A 20,168-nucleotide genomic window follows, 5' to 3' on the forward strand; every position below is an offset into this window, starting at 1 on the left:
TTACGTTTGAGCTAATCAAGCGAAAACACCAAAATGGTGTATGGCCATCAAAGATGGTCCAGGGTGTCTAAAGATTAGACGATACCCACAAGGATATTTAGTCATAGCTTACGTTTGAGCTGATCAAACGAAAACACCAAAATGGTGTATGGCCATCAAAGATGGTCTAGGGTGTCTAAAGATTAGACGATACCCACAAGGATATTTAGTCATAGCTTACGTTTGAGCTAATCAAGCGAAAACACCAAAATGGTGTATGGCCATCAAAGATGGTCCAGGGTGTCTAAAGATTAGACGATACCCACAAGGATATTTAGTCATAGCTTACGTTTGGGCTAATCAAGCGAAAACACCAAAATGGTGTATGGCCATCAAAGATGGTCCAGGGTGTCTAAAGATTAGACGATACCCACACAAAATTTATACCGCTTACATTTGAGTGTTATCAAGTGAAAAAAACACTTTCAGTTTTTTGAACTACGATAGTAGCCTTGTTATTAAAGGGGTGTTTAGCCACCGTTATACCAAAGGTATAACATCAGTTAAACTAGAAATGGTGGCATCTAGTGTTGAACAAAAACACTTACATAGAATATAGCTGGGCGTCGTTCTGTCTCTGTCTCGTCCAACGGCAAAAAAAATTGCGGAGCACCTTTTTTTTAACAAGGGCGTAAGACAGAGACAGAGCGACGCGTAGCTAGTGACTGTCTTGAATATGGGTAGTCTAGGCGATATAAGAAAAGAAAAGGAACAAAAACGTATACTTAATTTTAGTATCGTTTATTAAGTATATGCTTTTACGTGAATGAAAAAAAATATATTTGGAAAGGGTGTTTGATATAAAATATAATTGGAAAAAAACAGGACATGGAGCTACAGATAATTTAGGAAAACAACTTGAAAAAATTGCTAAAAGGATGAATCAAAATCAGTTTAAGACACGTTATAGGTATATGGAATCCAATACTCGGTTTATTAAATTTGTGGCCAAAGAGTTTAAGCTAAGAAAATTAGCTAATATGCAGGATAAGCACTTAAAAGCATATGTAGATCATATGCGACTAAAGGGAAATTCTGATAAGTATATAAAAACCGAACTTTCAGGGATTCGGTTTATACATAATAGTATTGACAATACGAAGTATGAGTTATCCGACGCTAGAAATTTTAGTCAAGAGGTAGCGTTAGCATTTACTCGTGATGGCCGAGCGGATCGGGCTTGGACTGAGAAAGAATATCAAGGTTTTAAAAACTTGGCCATTGAGAAACATCATGAAGAAATTGCTAAAGTGTTTGAAGGTATTCGACATACTGGTATGCGTATAGATGAAATTGTTAGCTTAAAGTATCAAGAAGTTCATAATGCTTTAAGAGATGGATATTTACATCTAACCAATACAAAAGGTGGCGTACCAAGAAACGTACCATTAACTGAAGGGGCAAGGTCTATATTTGCAAATGTCTTGATGGATAAACAACCTGGTGCTTATGTTTTTACTCCGGCAAAGTATGTACAGACTAGAACGATTCATAAATTTAAAAAGCAGATACAAAATTTCATATATAACCATCGGGACAAAATTCAAGATAAGGATAGAACCCAGTCTGGCCATAACTTAAAAAAGGAAGACAGAGGCGCATTAACGCCTCATGGGTTAAGACATATGTTTGCTAGAGAAGAGTATATGAATAAGAGAGGCACTGGTGTTAGCAAATTTAAAGCAAGATTAGAAGTTGCTAACATGTTAGGTCATGGAAGAGATTCCGTTACATTTATTTATCTAGGAGGAATAAAAGAATGATAAGAGGATCAAAGTTTGAAATAGAACATGTTTTCAGAGGTGCTATTTTTGACCACGAGCAAATCTACAAGGTGAAAAAAATATGTGAAACACTCGGAAAATATATGTTTCTGGACCGGACTCTTTTGGAAGAAAGGGCAGGAGAAAAAATTGGATTATCCTACTTGACCAGGTGTATAAAACATAATATTATTGCTCAACTGAAACATGAGGGATATGAAGGTGGCAGCAAGGATATTTACTATTACCAGTTAGATGTAGGGGGCTATAATTTGCTCCAGAGGGCAGGCATAAGACACAATGAAATGAATATATTAGCAGACCATGAAGTAAAAAGTCGTATATTAACCTTTAATTATTTTATAAGAGATAACGATTTAGACGTTGATCAGGATTATATTCAACCCATAACCCATGTTTTTTATTTTTGTATAGATGGTCTTATTTGTTATTATCCGGATAAAATAACCGAACCTACCATCATTAAAATACTACAGCGTATGTTTACTCGTGAAAAAGATGGCACAATTGTCGTTCCAAGTTTTGAAGAAATTAGTGACCGTTTTAGCTTTAGGGAGATTGATATGGCGTTAATTGATGTTGGGAAAAAGTCTAGGACAACTAAAGAAAAAGAGTAGGAGGAAAGCTATTGAAAAAAGTTATATACATACTTGGTGGAATATTAAGTATTGCAATAGTAATTGCTATTATATATATAACGGGTGCTGTTGCCTCAATAGAACACAGAGATGTTTCGTTTAAACAACACATTCAGGAATACATGAATAAAGAAGTAGAAATTCAGGATTATATTATACATACAGATCAACTTGTAAAAAAACTAAAAAGTCCTTTGAAAGTAGCAGCACAAATAAGATATGTTGATTATCGTCTTCTTATTGGCGAACTAATAGTAGTCATATTTATATTAGCTAAAATATGGATTTATATAGCCATATTTTCCGATTATATGCTTATGTATTTACAAATGGGTGGGATTGTATTAGATAAGAAAAAGACTTTTGGTGATGCAAAATTTATTAGTATAGATGAGTTTAAGAAATACATTAAAAAGAGACTCTTAGCTTTACACGATGGTATAGTGTTAGGAAGTCTCAATAATCCTAATGAGGGTAAAATTAGAAATTTTAGAAGGCAATTGATAACTATACCCGAAAATAGAAGGTTTAATAAGCATATATTTGTAAATGCATCATCTGGAGATGGTAAATCAACATCATTTGTATTAACAAGTGTAATTAATTTGGTTAAAAGTGTTTTTAAGTATAAGCCTAGTTTTCTATTTACTGATCCAAAAGGTGAGCTATATGAGTTACTTTCAGGGTTTTTAAAGAAAGTTAAGGGTTATACAGTGTATTTATTCAATTTAGTTTCAATGAATAATAGCGATAGATTCAATGTTTTAGATTTTATAGAGACACAAGTTGATGTAAAGGTTATTGTAGATACAATCTTGCAAAATACAAGAGTGGACGCTTCAGTCAAAGGCACAAGTGATCCATTTTGGGATGAAGCTGAAAAAAGTATTATACAAGCTTTAGTGTTATATTATAAGTTCTATTTAAAAGAGTTTATAAATATGGCCATGTTATTTGACTTGATTAATAACTCAACCTATGAAGAAATTGATAAAATTTTCATAGATATACCTAATACAGAATCATGTAAGCAAATGTTTAACATTTATAACAAAGCACCAAAAGAATTAAAAGGTAATATATTATTAGGTCTGTGTTCCAGGTTAAGTATATTTACTATGCCAGAGGTAAGAAGGCTTACAGAAAAAACAGATATTAATATTTATGATTTAAAAGATAAACATACAGCAATATTTGCCGTTATTCCAGACACACATGATAGCTTTAACTTTTTAGCTGCGTTATTCGAAACCATGATTGGTATTAAGGTAGTTGAATATACGGACAGAAATAAGCGGAATAAAATGATTAAGAATCGTGAAATATATGCTTTTTTAGATGAGATAGCAAATGTAGGTAAAATACCTGGATTTGAGAAATGGATTACGACCTTCAGAAGCAGAAATTTTCATTTAATACCTATATTTCAAGATGTCATTCAACCTAAAAAGCTATTTGGTGATTCATGGCTGACTATATATGGTAACTGTCACACAAAAATCTGTCTAGGGGCAGGAGACCCTGAAACAGCAAAGTTTTATACTGAGCAAATGGGTATACAATCAATAAAAGTAACTACAAAAACCAAAGATGCAGGTGTATTCAAAATGCTAAAGAATAAACGTTGGTCCCAAACAGATGATAAGACAAATTTAATGAATGCTGATCAGTTATTAACCATGGATATGGATGAGCTAATTGTTATGCGTAGAAGCTGTAAACCCATGAGGTTATATAAATTTTTATGGGAAAATTATAAAGAAGAATATGAGCAGATAGAAGAGCTAAGCGAGACTATTTATGAATACACTCCTGAATGGAGTCTTATGGAAGCAATTTATACTGGAAAAATTGAAGTGACTGAAAATGAAAATAAAACTAACACCATGGGTGAGAATAACGCTGAAACGGAGGAAGAAATTTTCTACATAAATCAAGGTAATGATAAAGGTGAAAGTAATAATGTGGAGTCACAGTTGGACAAGGTAAATGTATTAGAAAATGGAAGTAATCTTTTATAAGAATTTAGAAAACTACTATTGCCGGTTAAAAAGCAATAGTAGTTTTTGTTTACATAATTCTTTATACTGATTTAATTAGTATAATACTAGTTAAATCAGTATAAAGAAAAAATGGAGGTTATTTTGGTAGTATAAATGTGCTTTTATTATTGTAACGGAATAATAAAGTTTGACATGGAAATAAAAAAGATTGTCGTTTATTTTAACGGCAATCTTTTACTGGATAGAACTCCACCTAATAGCGTATGAGGCATTCTAGGTGTCTTATTATTTTTAGAATTATGTCTTGTTATTAATTCATGTGTCAAAAAGTTTATAGCCATTAGTCCAAATAATGATAATGCCCCAAGGTAAATATTTATATTAGCGATATATCCTGAAAAGGCACATATTACTAGGGTAAAAAAGCAAAAATTAACAATAAGCTTTTTATATGTATCCATCCTTATCAACTCCCTTTTATCGATTTTATCATATGTAAGGATATATCTCAATAGAAATAATGCACATGACAACTGTTGAATAGTTTCATTTAGAAAGGAAAGCTTGTTTTTGATTAATTGCAATAAACCCTTTGAAATATAGGTTTTATCATAGGATAATGGTGGATGATTACAAAAAAATATGATTTATACTAATTAAATTAGTATAAATCATATAAAATACTAAAAATATTAGTATAAATATTGACACTGGAAAATATGGCCAGTATAATAATATTTATAAACTAAAAATATTAGTATTAAAGAATGGAGGAAAGGGCTAACGGTATAATCGTAGGAAGATTGTAAAAAAGAAGGGAAGGTTAAAATGAATTCGTTAATTGCTGACAAGTATAAAAATGTAAATTTTAGTGATGAACAAGTTGCAATGGTCACAGAGACAATATTAACTAATGATGAAACGAAGCCAATACTTATCTTAATTAATAAGCATAGTACCTTAATAGATGAAAATAACAAAGGTATATCAAGAAAAGATTTATGGGAAAATAGTGGGTTGCTTCAATACACATTTGAAACCGTTCTACACATCTTATTAGGTGCTACGTTAATCTACCAAGTGAAAAAAGGAAGGGGCGGTAAGGTATTTTACCAGTTAACTTATAGAGGTGGACAAGTACTAGAATACATGCTTTTGAATAATTTAATTTGAGATGGAGGGAGATGCATAAGATGAAAGAAAGCAGATTAGAGGACATCAAAAAAATAGAAGGTAAATTAGAGACAATAAAAACAATGGATTTTGAAGGTTATATTTTAAAAGCACTTAAAGCAATGAACTTAACATTTGTGTGTCCAGGACAAGCTGGTGGAAAAATTGGGGCAGGACTTGTTAAAGCTGGATTTTATACAGTCTTTATAAACACAGCTACCCCAGATATTGAAAATCTAAAAGGTTTACTAAAGGGAGTGGATAAGGAATTATATAAAATTATAAAGTTGGAAGGATTTGAGGGTTGTGCTAAAAAAAGAGAAGTGGGCCTTCAAGCGATTGAAGAAAATACCGACTTAATCGAAAAACAGCTAATGAATGATGAAAGGATAAAGAATTGTACATATACTTTCATAGTTGCAGGTCTTGGTGGTGGTACAGGAACGGGGTCCATTGACTTATTAAGCCAAATTATATCTGCGGTAATGCGATCCGATCAACGAACAAGACCGACTGATGAATATCCCAATGGTAAACCAACAGTTTCAACCATCGTAGCCTATCCAGATTCTTCAGCTGCACAACAACCTTTGTTAAATGCGGCTCAGACATTGCTGGAAATACAAGATTTGCAGGAACAAGGCATTTTAGGCTCAAACTTAATTATAGATAATCAAAAGATGATTGATGATTTTTTAATGGATGAAACCAATACATATAAGGATTGGGTTACAAAAGGTAACAAGATGGCAAGCCAAGTACTCACAGAATTAGCATATATAGCTTGGATGGCAGGAGACGAAGCTTTAGATCCTGTTGAGTATGTGGATATATTATCAGAACCAGGTTCTTTAGCACTTGGGAAATTGAAGTTAATCAATACAGGTGAAAAATCCAATAAAGGTCTTATGAAAGATCCATTTATAGAATCCATTAACACGAAAGATGAACTTAAATATGACGAAATAATACAACAGGCATTTACCAATAGTATATTTGCAAAAGATTATGATTTTGGACTAGCTAAAATTGGTGGCATGGCCATAATTAAACATCCAGAGTCCACGGTATTTGATGTAAAGGATAAAATTAAACTTGAAAAAGCAATGACTAATTTCTTAGAAGGTTCATTGTATCAAGTAGCTCATTTTGGCGTATATAATACGGACACCTTCGGTACTTGCAAGGAGTCGAATAGTAATAAGAATGAAGCTATTATCTACACATTACTCGTAGTAGATGATTTGCCTAAAAGGGTAGGAGAATTAACAAAAGCCGCCTTAAAAAAAGAAGAGGAAAGACAGAAGCGATTAGCTAATCGGAAAAAAGAAACACTTGGAGAGCAAATAAGTAAAGTTAAAAAGAAGGATAGGAAAGAGGTACCAAGTAACACAAAAATGTCATTAAGTGATATTATGGCAAAGTCTAAAAGAAAAAGGAATATAAGTGTTATTTCTGAAACGGCTGCAAGAACTGAACCAGAAGAGAAAAAAAGTGCAATGATAAGTCGATTGAAGAATCTAAAATAGAGAAGGGAGTTACCTTCTCTTTTTCTTGAAAAAATAAGGTCAAAACAATAGCAGCTTGTATCCTTTCAGGAGTCAAGAGAGGTCATGGTTTACTTTTGTCAGTTGGTTTGAATTAAGCTAATCATGTACAATAACGTTTAAACTTTCTTTTTTATCTTGAAATATTGGAAAATAATGTTATAATGGTTAGTATAAGAATGTTGATGACTCATATTTATGAGAACGTTTAGGAGGGATATTAATATATCCAATGTGAAAAAGTACATCTTTCTATTTAGTAGGTACTGCTGCCAGCAGTATTTTTTTATTATTATGTAAGTTTAGTTACTCTTTTAAAGAGAAACGTTTATTAACTCACTTAGTGAGAAAGGTGGAAGATGTATGAGTTTAGGAAAACAAGTTTATGAAGAAACACATGAAGAGTGTTTAAGTTTAGTTACTGCCATTGACAGTCTGTCAAGGGTGACGTTTAGGGATGATAAAGTGAATGATCGGTTGGAAGAAATAATTACCGATTTGAATGCTATGTTTTCATCCTTATAATTTTGCTTAAAATTATTTGGTAGGAAAAAGTTTTTTAAGTTTACTTGCTCTTTTAAAGAGAAACGTTTATCAACCGCGAAGGAAATGTTTATTTTAATTTTCTTCCAAGTAAATGATAAGCAAACATGTTTAAGATCTATATTGTATAAGCTATATAGAAAAAATTAAGAACCCAATGGGGATAGATTAAGTCCCTTATTGGGATTTATTTTATCTCCGGGTAAAGGAGAGAGAATATGAGTTTAGAAACTAATAATGTATCAAGAGAAGAATTTGTTCATATGTTTAGTGCTTTGTTGATGTTGGCTAAACCTGGTATCAAAGCAGTTGATTACGTTGAAGAAGAAGACATGATAATCATCGTAATGGATAATGGGTATAAGTACTTAAATAGTATTGGCAATAATTTTATTGCTATTATGGCGCAAGTATCAACGAGTATGCTGTTCAAATAACGTTTAAGATGACAAAGTTTAAGATCTATGTTTTTTACAAGCATAGAAACGTTTAGGAGGAAAAAAGATGATAATGAAAGATGGCTATAATTATGATTGTAGATGGGTATATCTAAAGGCTATGCCAATGGATATAACTAAACTATACAAGAAAGTCAAATGTTTAGAACTAGATATAATAAAAAATAAGATTTCTATAGGCCTTATGTATGATGAACCCACTGGAATTGGATTGAGTTACCAGACAGTATGTCAGCCAGATTCTACAGTAACAATATTGGATAAGGAAAATTTTGATAATGTTATTGAGATAAGTAAGGAAATCCAAGAAACAGGTGGTTGTTTTGAAACGATAATTTCTTATAAAGCCCATATTAATGGCATGCACAATGAATTTAAAGGAAAATCAAATCAACGTGTAAAGGATGAAGTTTCACAGTTACTACATAACATTGAAAGACCGTATTACGCTTGGTATTCAAGTGAAAGACATATGAAGGTCAGTCTAGAAAAGTGTTATATAGATGTGGAGCAAGAGCAAATAGGTGATATTCTGATGAAAATAGGAGACGTTTTATTTTTAGAACTCACTAAAGAAAATCTAGAATTTTACCTAAAATTTCATCCCAATGTTGATTTAGATGATCCGGAACTCATTAAAAAAGCCGACAATATGGAGTGGTCAGGGAAATTAATAAAATGGTATCAGAACAAAATTGATGTAATAGAAAGTCAATTAAATAAGCGATTTCTAAGAAGAAATTACCGAACTTTGTTAAGAAGAGATATGATTAACTATGTTATAGAAGTTGAGCGTGTTTCAGGTTACTTGTATAGAGTTAAGATGCAAAGTCAAGTAATGGAACAGAAATTAGCTTACATAAGGTATCAATTAGAAATGTTAAAATAAATTATATCTAGGAGGATAAGTATATGAATAAAGTAATTTTAATGGGAAGATTAACAAAAGATCCAGAGGTAAGATACTCACAAGGGGAGAATCCTTTAGCAATTGCCAGATACACGTTAGCTGTTAATCGCAGGTTTAAGAAAGAAGGACAACCTGATGCTGATTTTGTTAACATCGTATCATTTGGAAAGGCTGGGGAATTTGCAGATAAGTTCTATAAAAAAGGACAGCAAGTCTCTATTGTAGGTAGACTTCAAGTAAGAACATACGATGATCCTGATGGCAATAGAAAGTGGATTACCGAAGTGATTGCTGAAGAACAATACTTCGCTGAAAGTAAGGCATCTTTTGAAAAAAGAACGCAAGGACAAAGTACTGGAGAATCTAAGGATGGCTTTGTTCCTGTAGATGATAGTGGTTTAAATGATGATTTACCTTTTTAATTACTTATAAGGTTTAGTAATGGAACGTTTAAGAATAAAAGTTTAAGAATAGAAAGTAGATAGAGTATTCCTGGAGGATGCTCTATCCTTTCTATAACGTTTAGGAGGATAACGATTATGAAAAAGAATAACTATATCGGAAGAATTATCGAGTTTTTTAATAGAAAAAGTGTAACGGTTATATCAGAAGAAAAAGCTGAGGAAGACTATACATGTTCAGTATGTGGTTATCATTCAGTTGCTGATGATGGAAGTTGCCCTGGTTGTGAGGGTTCTATTACAATAGAACATTATGAAGAAGAATACATAGATTATTGTAAAGTCATTGAATGGGACACTGATCAATTTTCATCTTTTGTAGAATTATCAAAGGATGAAAAGATATTATGTGAGTTAGATAACGGTTATACGGTTAAATATTCTATTTTTAAAGATGATTTTTTTGATAAAAAAAGGATGCGTATTTTTATTTATAAAAATGAAAATCTTACCGAACAAACTTGTATAGATATGCCCATATTTCTAGGTTCCTATTATTTAGGTTTTCCAATTGAATATGAAAATCTTTGGATTAAAATAAAGATTTCCAATAAAGAATATTACCATTTAAAAAGCTTTATATATCAAAATGAACAAAGAAAAATGACAAAAAATGAAGCTATGAAACTTTTAAGATTATATAAGCTACTTAAAAAAAATAATTTAACAAAAGTAGTTTATGATGATGGTAGTGGGGATGATTTGGAAGTTACCTATACAAAAGAAAAGGTAAATATGGATTTTTATAAAGATGTGGGACAATGGTATGGTAACCCAGGAAATGAATACAGAAAAGTTAGCTATATATTCAAAGTTGGGGAAAGCCATTGTTTAACAATAAATGAAAATGCATTTGGATGTTAAGAACATAAACGTTTATAAGAAAAAGTTTAAGAATAGAAAGTAGATAGAGTATTCCTGGAGGATGTTCTATCCTTTCTATAACGTTTAGGAGGATAATGTTTATGGAATACAACAATAGAAGTACTGAATTTGATTTAATAAAAAGTCTGGCAGCTGCAGCTAGCCAGAAAGAAATAACGGACATAATGAATGCAGAAGGGTATCGTGTTGTCCATGCAGTAGTAGATGACGATATTTCAAATGCAATCAGTAAGGCTATAGAGCCAAAATTGTTTATCTATGGTCATATATCTAAGGAACTTAGTTCATTTAGGGTTTTGGAAGAAATAAAGAAAATAGGGATAGATCTATTTATGTCAGAGCTTAGGTTCCTGAGTAGAGAACATATTAGAATGGTTAATATGGATATAAAGAATGATTGTATATCATCTACTGAGATAAACATAGGTACTGTAAAATTGCCAGAAGCCTTAGAATATGAAAAAGTTTTTAGAGAGGCATTGATAAATAAGCCTGTACATATTGTATTAGTTCATGAGAACTCTTCTGTTAAGACTAATTTATTAGATCAGAAATTAGGATATGATGTATAAGCAGCTTATCAGGTAATTTAAAAGTCCTTAACGTTGTTAGGGACTTAATTACCATCCTGGTATTAAAAAGCTTGTCAAAATTGATAAAACTATGGTAAAATATTGAAATAGGAACAAATTTATATAAAAAAAGACAAGTAAAAAGGAAAAGTATTTGCCGTACTTTTCCTAGCTAACAAACAAGAAAGCCTGGACAGCTTTAAAATTCTTGTTAAATATGATTCTATTATATAATAAATAGATTTATATTTCAATAGTTTTTGAGAAAAAAAATTGTTTGTTAGCCTTCTGAAGAATTGGAGGGCTTTTTATATGCAACGATACAAAAAACGTATAGGTAGTTGTAAGTTAAATCGTGCAATAATTGATTATAAACTAGAAGCTTTAACTTCTATAGACATTGATGTGTTGCTGTTATTAGGAAAATATCAGGATGCATTTGGTAAAGTCAAGTATATTTACTATAAAGAAATTATAGACAAATTAAATATACATAAGACAAGCTATTATAGAGCATTACGACATCTTAGTGAGCAAAATATTATAGAAGTTGATCTAGGTACAAAAGAGACTTACAAAGATTTAAGATTTATAGATAATGATTATAGTAATGAATACAACGAGAAAGTTAAGAATTACTTTAACATTAACCATCATCTCTTATATACAAGTGAATTTAGGAACTTAAGAAAGAATGCTAAAGTAGGATTAATCCGTATCATAGCCAATATGAACCGATATAAGGGATTTATGAATATTGGAAATGGAAAGTTAAAGCAATACTTTAATACAAGTAATATATACCTTATACGGACTTATATAGAGGATATAAAGCAGTTTATAACAGTTAAGCATAATGACAGTGGATCGCTAACATTATTTTACAAAGAGGTACGAGAAGGGTCTATTCGAGATTTATTTTTAAGTCATATTTTTATGAGTAAGATGAAGATAAACAAAATTGTACATAGCTTATCAGATATTAGGAAGCTGATTAAAACCTTTAATATATTCATAAGCAGAGAGGCCATTAGTGATATATATTACCTCATTGAAGAGCTGACTAAATTGGTAATCCGTTATCAGGATAAGGGATTTGAAACCAAAATATACAATAAAATATTGAATAGTAGATATGGATACTAATACCTACAAAAATGCTTAACCCCTTGTTAAGTTTATTTGTATTGTATTAGATTTATTTTAAAGTAATAATAGAACGTGCAAAAAGGACAAATTGCCCTAAAATGTAAAAAAATGGGGATTGGTTCTTTTTTTTATGCCAAGAAAACTGTGGATAACTTATTTTCGGTCTTATAGAAGTTGCATTTTGTTTAAGAATAAGTTAAATAAGTAGCAAAAAATTAGAGTAATAGTTGCAAAAAATTAAATTCAAGAAGTCCGTAAAAGCCTAGTATCAAGGGGTTAAAGAGGATTTAAAGGTAGCTTACCTATCTTTAATATATTCATTTTACTCTCTCTATCCATAATACTCCAGGGGGTAATTTTTAAAATTTTGATAACAGGAGAAATCTTATTAGGAAAAAATAAGCAAGCTTATTTTCTTTCAATTTAAAATCAAAGATCTAAAGATGTGGAAATTACTAAAGTAATTTCTTTTATCACTTGAATAAAAAAAACAATCAATGAATCACCTAAGATTATAACACAATTTATGTATAAACTCATCACTAAACCATAAAAACCTTACATGAATGAAAAAAAATATTCTTGTGTAATTCATAGTATAAGGTTATGACCATGATGAACTATGACCTATAAAAACCTATATTAATTTGCATTTATGAATTGTAAGTCACCGAATAGTACTTTTTATGTGAACTGATCCTAAACACAAATGATAAATTTACCCATGACAAATAGCCCTTAGTCGTCACTAGAGGCCTTAAATATTTGTTTCTAGAAAACTAATATCTAAAGGTGTACACCATATTTGTCATGTATAATTGTGGGCCCACAATTATATTACGTTTAGAGTATAGACAATTTTTAATGTACTTAAACACATAGTGTAACAATAATTAGGAAATAAATGAAACAAAAATATAAACTATCGGATTATATAACTTCATATATAATTTTTTACTGAGAATTACCTTACCTCAAAAAAAATATATTTAGAAAAATCATCAATATTTGACAAATTATAACTAATTACATACAATATATGGTAGAATAGGTAATAAGAACAATTACTCATTGCTTAATAGGTCCTTATGCATATTTATTATTAAGGATATCTTATATAGTACCTATAAAGCACATTAATACTAACAGATTAAAATGATGTTGGAAAGAAGTGATAATCGTTATACAGGATTAGAGGAAAAATATTTTTTGTATTGGAGGCTACACAATATGATAATAAAGTCAGATAAAAGAGGAATATAATTATATTGCCTTATGTAAATTTATATGGTATATTATAATAGAAAATTATAAGGTTGCCATATCAGTAAAGTACTACCAATACTTTACTGATTACATAGGTGATAACGCACCCACATAGGAGCAAAAAAGCTCCAAAGCAACCCTCAATATATAATAAGATAATACATTGAAATTGTCAACTTGAAATATATGTGAGGAACCAAGAATACGTGAGTGTGTAAGTTATGCATTCACGTATTTTTTTGTATAAAAATGTATGATTATACATGGTGTAATCATATTGTTCACAAGGCTAAAAAAGCAAGGAGGATTGATACATGTGGACATATTAAGAGGTATGATCATAGGATATGAAGATGATCGTGCATTAGTAGAACATAATGATGAATTGGTCATTATTTATGAATCAGAAATAGGAGGTGAGTATAGAAAAGGTAAAATACAGAAATTTCTAGGAGCTTCAATTAATTTTGTTATCTTAGGTGAGGAAAATGGACTAAAAATCGGCAGCAGAAAAAAAGCTATGGAGATACTTCAGGAAGAATATAAGAATCTTAAAGTTGATGAACAGGTTAATATTGATATATTAACCATATTACAAAAAGTCATTGTAGCAGATTGTCGTGGACATGAAGTATACATACCAGTAGAAGAATGCGTGCCATATCGGATGGAAGATTTAAGAGATAGTGATGCATTTAATGTTGGTGATGAGATAGCTGCCGTTGTTATTAATACAAGTCCTCTGAAAGTATCCATAAAGCAAGTTGGTACGCGAGGTAAATGGGATAGTACCCATTGTAAAATTAAATCGCAATATTGCGGCAATGTTGTATCAAAACAAGAGATGGGTGTGTTTGTTAAAATTCCTGTTATTGATGTTCCTGTATTATGTAGACATGTCAACTGGAGAAAAAACTTAGATGTAGGTGATAGAGTAGTTATCCAAATTGAAGATATCAGTGAAGAAAAAAGATATGTATGGGGTCATATAATACGTTTTATAAAGAAGGTGTAAAAATGCGACCAGAGCTTACACATAAAGATGGAAACATATTGGATTTTTTAAATCAGTTTGGCGTCTGTAGAAAAGAACATTTAAGTTGTTTTGTTGGCTATAATATAAAAAATCTTTATCGTTTACAACAGAATAACAAAATTGTTATTGAAGACGAATGCATAAAGATAAAGGCTATTCAAATTGAAAATGCAGAACAAGAAAATGTTCTAAAAGTTTTAGATATACTTCAAATATTATATCAAGATAAAAAAATAACAAAAGATATAATAAGTGTAGATTTACCATATTACGCAGCAGCTAAATTAGCAGAAGTAGAAATTTTCATGTATTTTACAATCGTCAATAAAGGGAGGGAAAATATACAGTGCCGATTGATTGATCGAGAAAACTACGGAAACTTTGTATTAATACTAGAGTCAGAGGACCAAATAGATAAGATAAAGTTAAATACGTTGGCAGATAAAGTGTTTATCTATGAAAATGAAGTGAAGAAACGTTGATATATGTCAAAGATCACGCAATCGATGGTTACATAAGATACATGAAAACAACAAATGTGAATGTCACGGTCACAAAAGATATGATTATAGATATACTGATTGATGCTGCAATAAGCCCTGATAAAGTCATTAGATGTGAGAAGAAAAAAGAAATATTGGCCATCATCAAAAATGATTTTGTATTAATTGCTAAAGAAGAAGGGAAAGACATTCACGTCATAACAGTTGAAAATTATAAGTATGATAAAAAAGTAAATTGGTGGAAAAGACAAGAAGGAGATAAAAATGAAAATCAAAACATTAAAAAGAATTATAAACTTATCAATAAATATGATAATACTCACATTTTTTAGTATGAGTGTCTATGCGAGTGATCCAGACCTAAATAAATTTTCAGAAGGAGTTAACCCAGTAAAGGATTTAATATTGGGGATATCTGCTTTTGTAACTGTTATATCAGCTGTATTTGGAATTATGGTTTATAGAAAAGATGCAGAAAAACGGACAGAAGAAATATCTTCACTACTCTGGGTAGCAATTGCACTTTTTATAGGAGCATTTGCAACTACAATTGTTACTTGGATGTTTTTCTAGAAAGGAAAGTTTATGAGATATGTAGAAACGCCTTTTGATCAAGAAACACCGGATAAAATTATTGGTGGAAAATTAACAGCCAGAGAAGGAGCATGCTACTCACCAACAATCTTTATGACGTTTATTATTACATCAAGTGATGGGTTTGTTTTATCCAGATTTTTAATACAACTTGGGATAGCAGTATTACTCATTATAGTAGGTTCTGTATTCGCCTTTAAGAAAGTAGATAAGGATCATTTAGAGGTCTATTTAGTAAAACTCATAAAATTTAAGCTAAGGCAAAAAACATTTACCTATGATAAATACTAAAATGAATGCCATAGTATATCTTAAATATGTATTATGGCATATGGGAGGCAAAAAAAATGATTCCTATGTTAATAGGTGGGGGATTGGGATTAGTAACATTTGCAATCTATTACTTAATATCAAATAAATTGGATGAAAAGAAAAAAGCTAAAAGACGTAAAGTTAGTAATCAGAAATTGAGTAAGGAAAAAAACAAAAAAGAGTCTGCAAAAAGGATAGAGCATAAAATTGGATTTAGGACCATTCAAAATAATGTAGCAGAAAATCATGATGGTACAATAAATTGCACTATTGATTATTCTACTCCCGATATAGGAAGTTTAAACGATGAAGAAGTAGAGTTATATGAAGAACAATTAAATAGATTTGCATTGAGTTTAAAATTTCCCATAAAAGTAATTACCATGATAGGAAAGGTTACTTATAGAAAGAGTAATGATAAAATCTATGAAACCATCAATAGCGGTCTTTTATCAGAAGGGGCAACCAATTATTCATTGCAGCTGGCACAGGCTCTTGAGAGCAAACAATACGACCGTAAAGAGTTTGAAAAGAAAAAATATCTTGTTGTGGGTGCAAAAGATAAAAGTGAAAAAGAGCGAATTCGAATACTAAAGCAGAGAGCAACACTAGTGATGACCAACTTAACACGATCAAATATTCATTATAATATGTTAGAGACCATAGAAAAAATTGATTTTTTTAATGAGTATATCAATCATGGTTCCAGGATTGATTTAATAGATGCTGAAAAAAAAGGTATCTTTGAGTTATATTCAACCTCTGACATGACAATAGGAGGTGATTCTAATGAATAAAACACAGGAATTAACATGGGACTATACAGGAACCGTTGGTAATTTAGATTTAATATTACCACAAGCCTTCGATGAACATGATGATTATATTTACTTAGGAAGAAACAGATTTGTAAGAGTTTATGGTGTATTAGCGTTACCTTTTCTTGTACATATAGGATATTTTGATCCTTTATACGTAGAATTAGGACAAAACATAGATACGATTGATTATATCGAAAGAATACCAGATCAGGAAGCCGTAAATAAATTAACAACCGAAATAACAAAGGCCCAAAGTAATGCTTCTTTAAATGGTGGAGATGAAAAATACACTCAAAAAGCTAATGATTATAGAAAAATGAGAAAAGATATACAGCTTGGAAGAAAAAAACTTTTAAGTGTAACTAAGTTAATTCGAGTATGGGGGAAAACTCTTGAAGAACTAAATGAGAACAGCGATATTTTTGAAAATCAATGTGAAACCATGAGTATCATTGTTCATTGCTTATCCTTGAAACAAGCGGAAGCTTTTAAATCCACCATGCCATCTATATTGATGACCGAACAGGAAAAAAAGTACAAGAATAATATTACATCAGATGGATTTGCAGCTTTATTACCAGATGGGACGAATGGGTTACAACATCCTGAAGGTTACTATCTAGGGTATACATTAGCAACTAAAACTCGAATATTTTATGATAATTTTGTAGGACCTCCATTATTGTCGAATCCAATGATAATGATAATTGCACCTTCAGGATCAGGTAAGAGTGTACTACTAAAAACAATTACGAGTCGTTCCACGTCCAATGGTGCATGGAATGTATATTTTGATATAGAGGGTGAGGCAGAAAAATTAATAAAGTATTTAGGTGGTAATTATATTGAAATTGAAGCAGGTTCCAAAACAGGTATAAATCCACTAGATTTAGAGGTAGAAGAAGATAAAAAAGGAAATAGAAAAATTGACATCTATGGAAAAGTAGCTGAAATAAGAGAAATGTTATCCATTTTCTGTGAAAAAATGAGAGGTCACGGTTTAAGAGGATTAGAGCTAACGGGCGTAGAAGAAGCAGTAAGAGAACTTTATTCAGATAAAAAAATCACACAAAATCCAGATTCTTTATATGAATATAGAGACGATGAGGGTGATGAATTTAGCATAGGACAGAAAAAGAAAAAAATGCCCATTCTTTCAGACTTGAGGAACAAATTAGATGAATACCCTGCAACAAAAAAACTAGCAGAGCTAATGAAGTTAATTACAGGGGATGGCTCAATGGCATTATTTGATTGTCAAACGACTGTAAAGCTACAACAGGGACTAACTGGCATAGGATTCAAAGGTGTATCTGATGGATTTATGAAATTTTATGCTGTTATAAATGCAATAGAATGGGTATGGAGTGTTTTTGGAAATTATAAGTACAAACATATAAAGAAAAATGTAGAAATAGATGAGGGATGGTATTTTGCGAAATATCCAGCAGCAGCAGCATTACTAGAAGAGATGGATAGAAGGGGCAGAAAATATACTGCATCGCTAATTATAGCAAGTCAATTTATAAATGAATTTTTGGCGTCAGAAAGTGGTCAAACGATTATTGATATGGCTTCAACCAAAATTATTATGAAGCAAAATCCAGATTCTGTTGATAAAGTTGCAGGACATTTTAAACTATCTAATTCCTTAAAAAATGATTTGGTAACCTTTGAAGAAGGAAACGCATTACTTCTTTGCGGAAACAACAAAGTAAAAATGCATGTTGAAGTTTTTGATTTTGAGTGGGAGTATTTTAGAACATAAGGGGGTGCAACAATGATATTCAATGATATTGAAAAGTTGGCAAAATTATTTGCTTATATTATGTCCTTTTTATCCATTATATCCATTGGTGTACTTATAATGATTAACAGAAAAGATCCTGAGAAAAGAAAAAAAGCTATACAAGGATTATTTTATGTGTGCATAGCAGCCTTTGTCATAACTTCCGCTTATTATATAACAAATAATATAAACGGTTTGATAGGAAAATTTGCAAATGATATCAATCATAATTTTTCGGGAGGATCTACAGGAGGGATTACTGCACCTACCACTGATATAAAAATAGGTTTTGGTGAAGGTATCCTGATTGGTATTATAGAGTTCGCCGTAACTAGTTTTAGGGTTATGCGAGAGTGGATATTAGGAGCCGATATAAGTATTCAAAATGTACTATTTAACATAGAGGAAAATCCACTTGTTAATTTAAATGTTCCGTTAAAAAATGGAACAACGGTCAACTTATTTAATTTGATACTTGTATCCAGTGCTGTATTTATCTATATAATGGTTGTGAGGACGGGACATTCAATCATTAATTTTGCAACAGATGAGCGAAAGGGTGCCGAAGTAAGAGAGTACTTACTGAGCTGGGGATTAATAATAATCTATATAGCTTCAGCACCAGCGTTTGTTTATGTGATGTTGGCTTTATCAAATTATCTGCTAGGCTTAATAAATCAAATTGATTTTAACAACAGTTATGCAGCTGTTTATGATATGGATGCAAGAGACTATGGTGTAGGCGTGTCCATTGCAAAGCTCTATATGATCTATCTAGAATTTAAGTTATGGACCATCATGATATTTAGAAAAATTGTGCTTAATGGATTTTATGCATTAGCACCTATTGCTTTAATTGTTGGGCAATTAAAAGAATTCAATGCATCTAATGTATGGTTAAACATTATTATTAAGTTTGCTGTTTATCCTTTTTACTACGCATTCGCATTTGTTATATCCACTGTCGTGTTGAATGGTATGCCAAATGGAGATAACCCTATCGTTATAATCATTGTATATGGAATGATATTTAAGCTAGTAGATATAATTATTACCGTATTTACAGTCCATAAAGTACAAGAAAATGCAAGAAACAATACACCTGGTGGAGCAACCATGATGGGTATGGTGGCATATGCAATAACAACATTTGTAAGAATGAATAATTCAAAAGGTGGAAAGACATTTAATGGAACATCAAACGCAACGTCCAGTACACAAAACAACACAACAACGACTGGTTCAAAAGTGTTTTCAGCAATAACAAGTTATGCGAGTAATGCTGTAAAAAATACGGCCAATAAGATTGGTGTAAGCAAAGGACTAGTAGATGGTGTAAGTCATGGACTAAGTAATGGAGCAAAATATGGAGGCATTGTAGGAGGGGCATTAGGCAAGGCAGTAAATAGTAACATTACAAAAACAGCATTGGCAGTAGGAGCGGGTATGGCAGTAGCATCTGTAGGGGAGAATCCGCTAACAGGATTAGCTGCATTTCAGGGAACGAAAATGGTATTAAACAAAATGCCAATGGATAAGGTAGGTAAAGGATTAGGTAAGGTAAGTGGAGCTAGTGCAAATGCTATAGTAGGAGGTATGCAGTCCATAGGTCAAGCAATGTCAAGTAAGCATACACAATCATTTGCATCAGCAGATATTAAATCACATAGTAGGAGATAGAGAAA

The 20,168-nt window shown here is 31.3% G+C and carries 21 protein-coding genes; 20 read left to right on the forward strand and 1 reads right to left on the reverse strand.

Annotated features, from left to right (window positions below; all coding sequences use genetic code 11):
- The first annotated feature begins 830 nt into the window (after positions 1 to 830).
- Genes HZI73_RS26115 through HZI73_RS26125 form a run of 3 tightly spaced genes read left to right on the forward strand, consistent with a single transcriptional unit; the run spans position 831 to position 4,482 of the window.
- Positions 831 to 1,802, forward strand: a complete 972-nt coding sequence (locus HZI73_RS26115) for a tyrosine-type recombinase/integrase (RefSeq protein WP_212698993.1) — start codon at positions 831 to 833, stop codon at positions 1,800 to 1,802.
- The gene (locus tag HZI73_RS26120) at positions 1,799 to 2,440 is read left to right on the forward strand and encodes a hypothetical protein (protein ID WP_212698994.1); all 642 of its coding nucleotides are present in this window, start codon (positions 1,799 to 1,801) and stop codon (positions 2,438 to 2,440) included. The genes HZI73_RS26115 and HZI73_RS26120 overlap by 4 nt, the downstream gene beginning before the upstream one ends.
- 11 nt (positions 2,441 to 2,451) lie before the next feature.
- Complete coding sequence (locus HZI73_RS26125) at positions 2,452 to 4,482, forward strand: VirD4-like conjugal transfer protein, CD1115 family (protein WP_212698995.1); 2,031 nt, start codon at positions 2,452 to 2,454, stop codon at positions 4,480 to 4,482.
- 197 nt (positions 4,483 to 4,679) lie between these two features.
- Here the strand turns inward: HZI73_RS26125 and HZI73_RS26130 are convergent, their stop codons facing one another.
- A complete protein-coding gene (locus HZI73_RS26130) occupies positions 4,680 to 4,925 on the reverse strand; it encodes a hypothetical protein (protein WP_212698996.1) in 246 nt (81 codons plus the stop codon).
- Between the two features lie 367 nt (positions 4,926 to 5,292).
- Between HZI73_RS26130 and HZI73_RS26135 the strand changes: the two genes are divergently transcribed.
- From HZI73_RS26135 to HZI73_RS26215, 17 genes are all read left to right on the forward strand, one after another.
- Positions 5,293 to 5,637 carry a hypothetical protein gene (locus HZI73_RS26135; RefSeq protein ID WP_212698997.1) on the forward strand — a complete coding sequence of 115 codons (345 nt, stop codon included), beginning with the start codon at positions 5,293 to 5,295 and terminating at the stop codon, positions 5,635 to 5,637.
- Positions 5,638 to 5,657: 20 nt separating this feature from the next.
- The gene (locus tag HZI73_RS26140) at positions 5,658 to 7,166 is read left to right on the forward strand and encodes a hypothetical protein (RefSeq protein ID WP_212698998.1); all 1,509 of its coding nucleotides are present in this window, start codon (positions 5,658 to 5,660) and stop codon (positions 7,164 to 7,166) included.
- A 381-nt stretch (positions 7,167 to 7,547) separates the two neighbouring features.
- A complete protein-coding gene (locus HZI73_RS26145; RefSeq protein WP_212698999.1) occupies positions 7,548 to 7,709 on the forward strand; it encodes a hypothetical protein in 162 nt (53 codons plus the stop codon).
- Between the two features lie 236 nt (positions 7,710 to 7,945).
- A complete protein-coding gene (locus HZI73_RS26150; protein WP_212699000.1) occupies positions 7,946 to 8,164 on the forward strand; it encodes a hypothetical protein in 219 nt (72 codons plus the stop codon).
- A gap of 67 nt (positions 8,165 to 8,231) precedes the next feature.
- Entirely contained in the window at positions 8,232 to 9,074 is an 843-nt protein-coding gene (locus HZI73_RS26155) for a hypothetical protein (RefSeq protein WP_212699001.1), read from the forward strand.
- A 23-nt stretch (positions 9,075 to 9,097) separates the two neighbouring features.
- Complete coding sequence (locus tag HZI73_RS26160; RefSeq protein ID WP_212699002.1) at positions 9,098 to 9,517, forward strand: single-stranded DNA-binding protein; 420 nt, start codon at positions 9,098 to 9,100, stop codon at positions 9,515 to 9,517.
- A gap of 117 nt (positions 9,518 to 9,634) precedes the next feature.
- Positions 9,635 to 10,420, forward strand: coding sequence for a hypothetical protein (locus HZI73_RS26165; RefSeq protein ID WP_212699003.1), 786 nt, complete (start codon positions 9,635 to 9,637; stop codon positions 10,418 to 10,420).
- Between the two features lie 101 nt (positions 10,421 to 10,521).
- A complete protein-coding gene (locus HZI73_RS26170; protein ID WP_212699004.1) occupies positions 10,522 to 11,013 on the forward strand; it encodes a JAB domain-containing protein in 492 nt (163 codons plus the stop codon).
- Between the two features lie 312 nt (positions 11,014 to 11,325).
- Complete coding sequence (locus HZI73_RS26175) at positions 11,326 to 12,159, forward strand: hypothetical protein (RefSeq protein ID WP_212699005.1); 834 nt, start codon at positions 11,326 to 11,328, stop codon at positions 12,157 to 12,159.
- Positions 12,160 to 13,744: 1,585 nt separating this feature from the next.
- Positions 13,745 to 14,443, forward strand: a complete 699-nt coding sequence (locus HZI73_RS26180) for a hypothetical protein (protein WP_212699006.1) — start codon at positions 13,745 to 13,747, stop codon at positions 14,441 to 14,443.
- A 2-nt stretch (positions 14,444 to 14,445) separates the two neighbouring features.
- Positions 14,446 to 14,946, forward strand: a complete 501-nt coding sequence (locus HZI73_RS26185; protein ID WP_212699007.1) for a hypothetical protein — start codon at positions 14,446 to 14,448, stop codon at positions 14,944 to 14,946.
- Between the two features lie 41 nt (positions 14,947 to 14,987).
- Positions 14,988 to 15,299 carry a hypothetical protein gene (locus HZI73_RS26190; protein ID WP_212699008.1) on the forward strand — a complete coding sequence of 104 codons (312 nt, stop codon included), beginning with the start codon at positions 14,988 to 14,990 and terminating at the stop codon, positions 15,297 to 15,299.
- A complete protein-coding gene (locus HZI73_RS26195) occupies positions 15,277 to 15,540 on the forward strand; it encodes a hypothetical protein (protein WP_330619765.1) in 264 nt (87 codons plus the stop codon). The genes HZI73_RS26190 and HZI73_RS26195 overlap by 23 nt, the downstream gene beginning before the upstream one ends.
- A gap of 12 nt (positions 15,541 to 15,552) precedes the next feature.
- Positions 15,553 to 15,852 (forward strand): PrgI family mobile element protein, encoded by a 300-nt coding sequence (locus HZI73_RS26200; RefSeq protein ID WP_212699010.1) that lies wholly within the window; start codon positions 15,553 to 15,555, stop codon positions 15,850 to 15,852.
- A gap of 56 nt (positions 15,853 to 15,908) precedes the next feature.
- Complete coding sequence (locus HZI73_RS26205; RefSeq protein ID WP_212699011.1) at positions 15,909 to 16,670, forward strand: hypothetical protein; 762 nt, start codon at positions 15,909 to 15,911, stop codon at positions 16,668 to 16,670.
- Positions 16,663 to 18,462, forward strand: a complete 1,800-nt coding sequence (locus HZI73_RS26210) for a VirB4 family type IV secretion system protein (protein ID WP_212699012.1) — start codon at positions 16,663 to 16,665, stop codon at positions 18,460 to 18,462. The genes HZI73_RS26205 and HZI73_RS26210 overlap by 8 nt, the downstream gene beginning before the upstream one ends.
- Positions 18,463 to 18,474: 12 nt before the next feature.
- Positions 18,475 to 20,163, forward strand: a complete 1,689-nt coding sequence (locus HZI73_RS26215) for a hypothetical protein (RefSeq protein ID WP_212699013.1) — start codon at positions 18,475 to 18,477, stop codon at positions 20,161 to 20,163.
- Positions 20,164 to 20,168: the final 5 nt, after the last annotated feature.

The sequence above is a fragment of the Vallitalea pronyensis genome, from assembly GCF_018141445.1.
Lineage (GTDB): Bacteria > Bacillota > Clostridia > Lachnospirales > Vallitaleaceae > Vallitalea > Vallitalea pronyensis.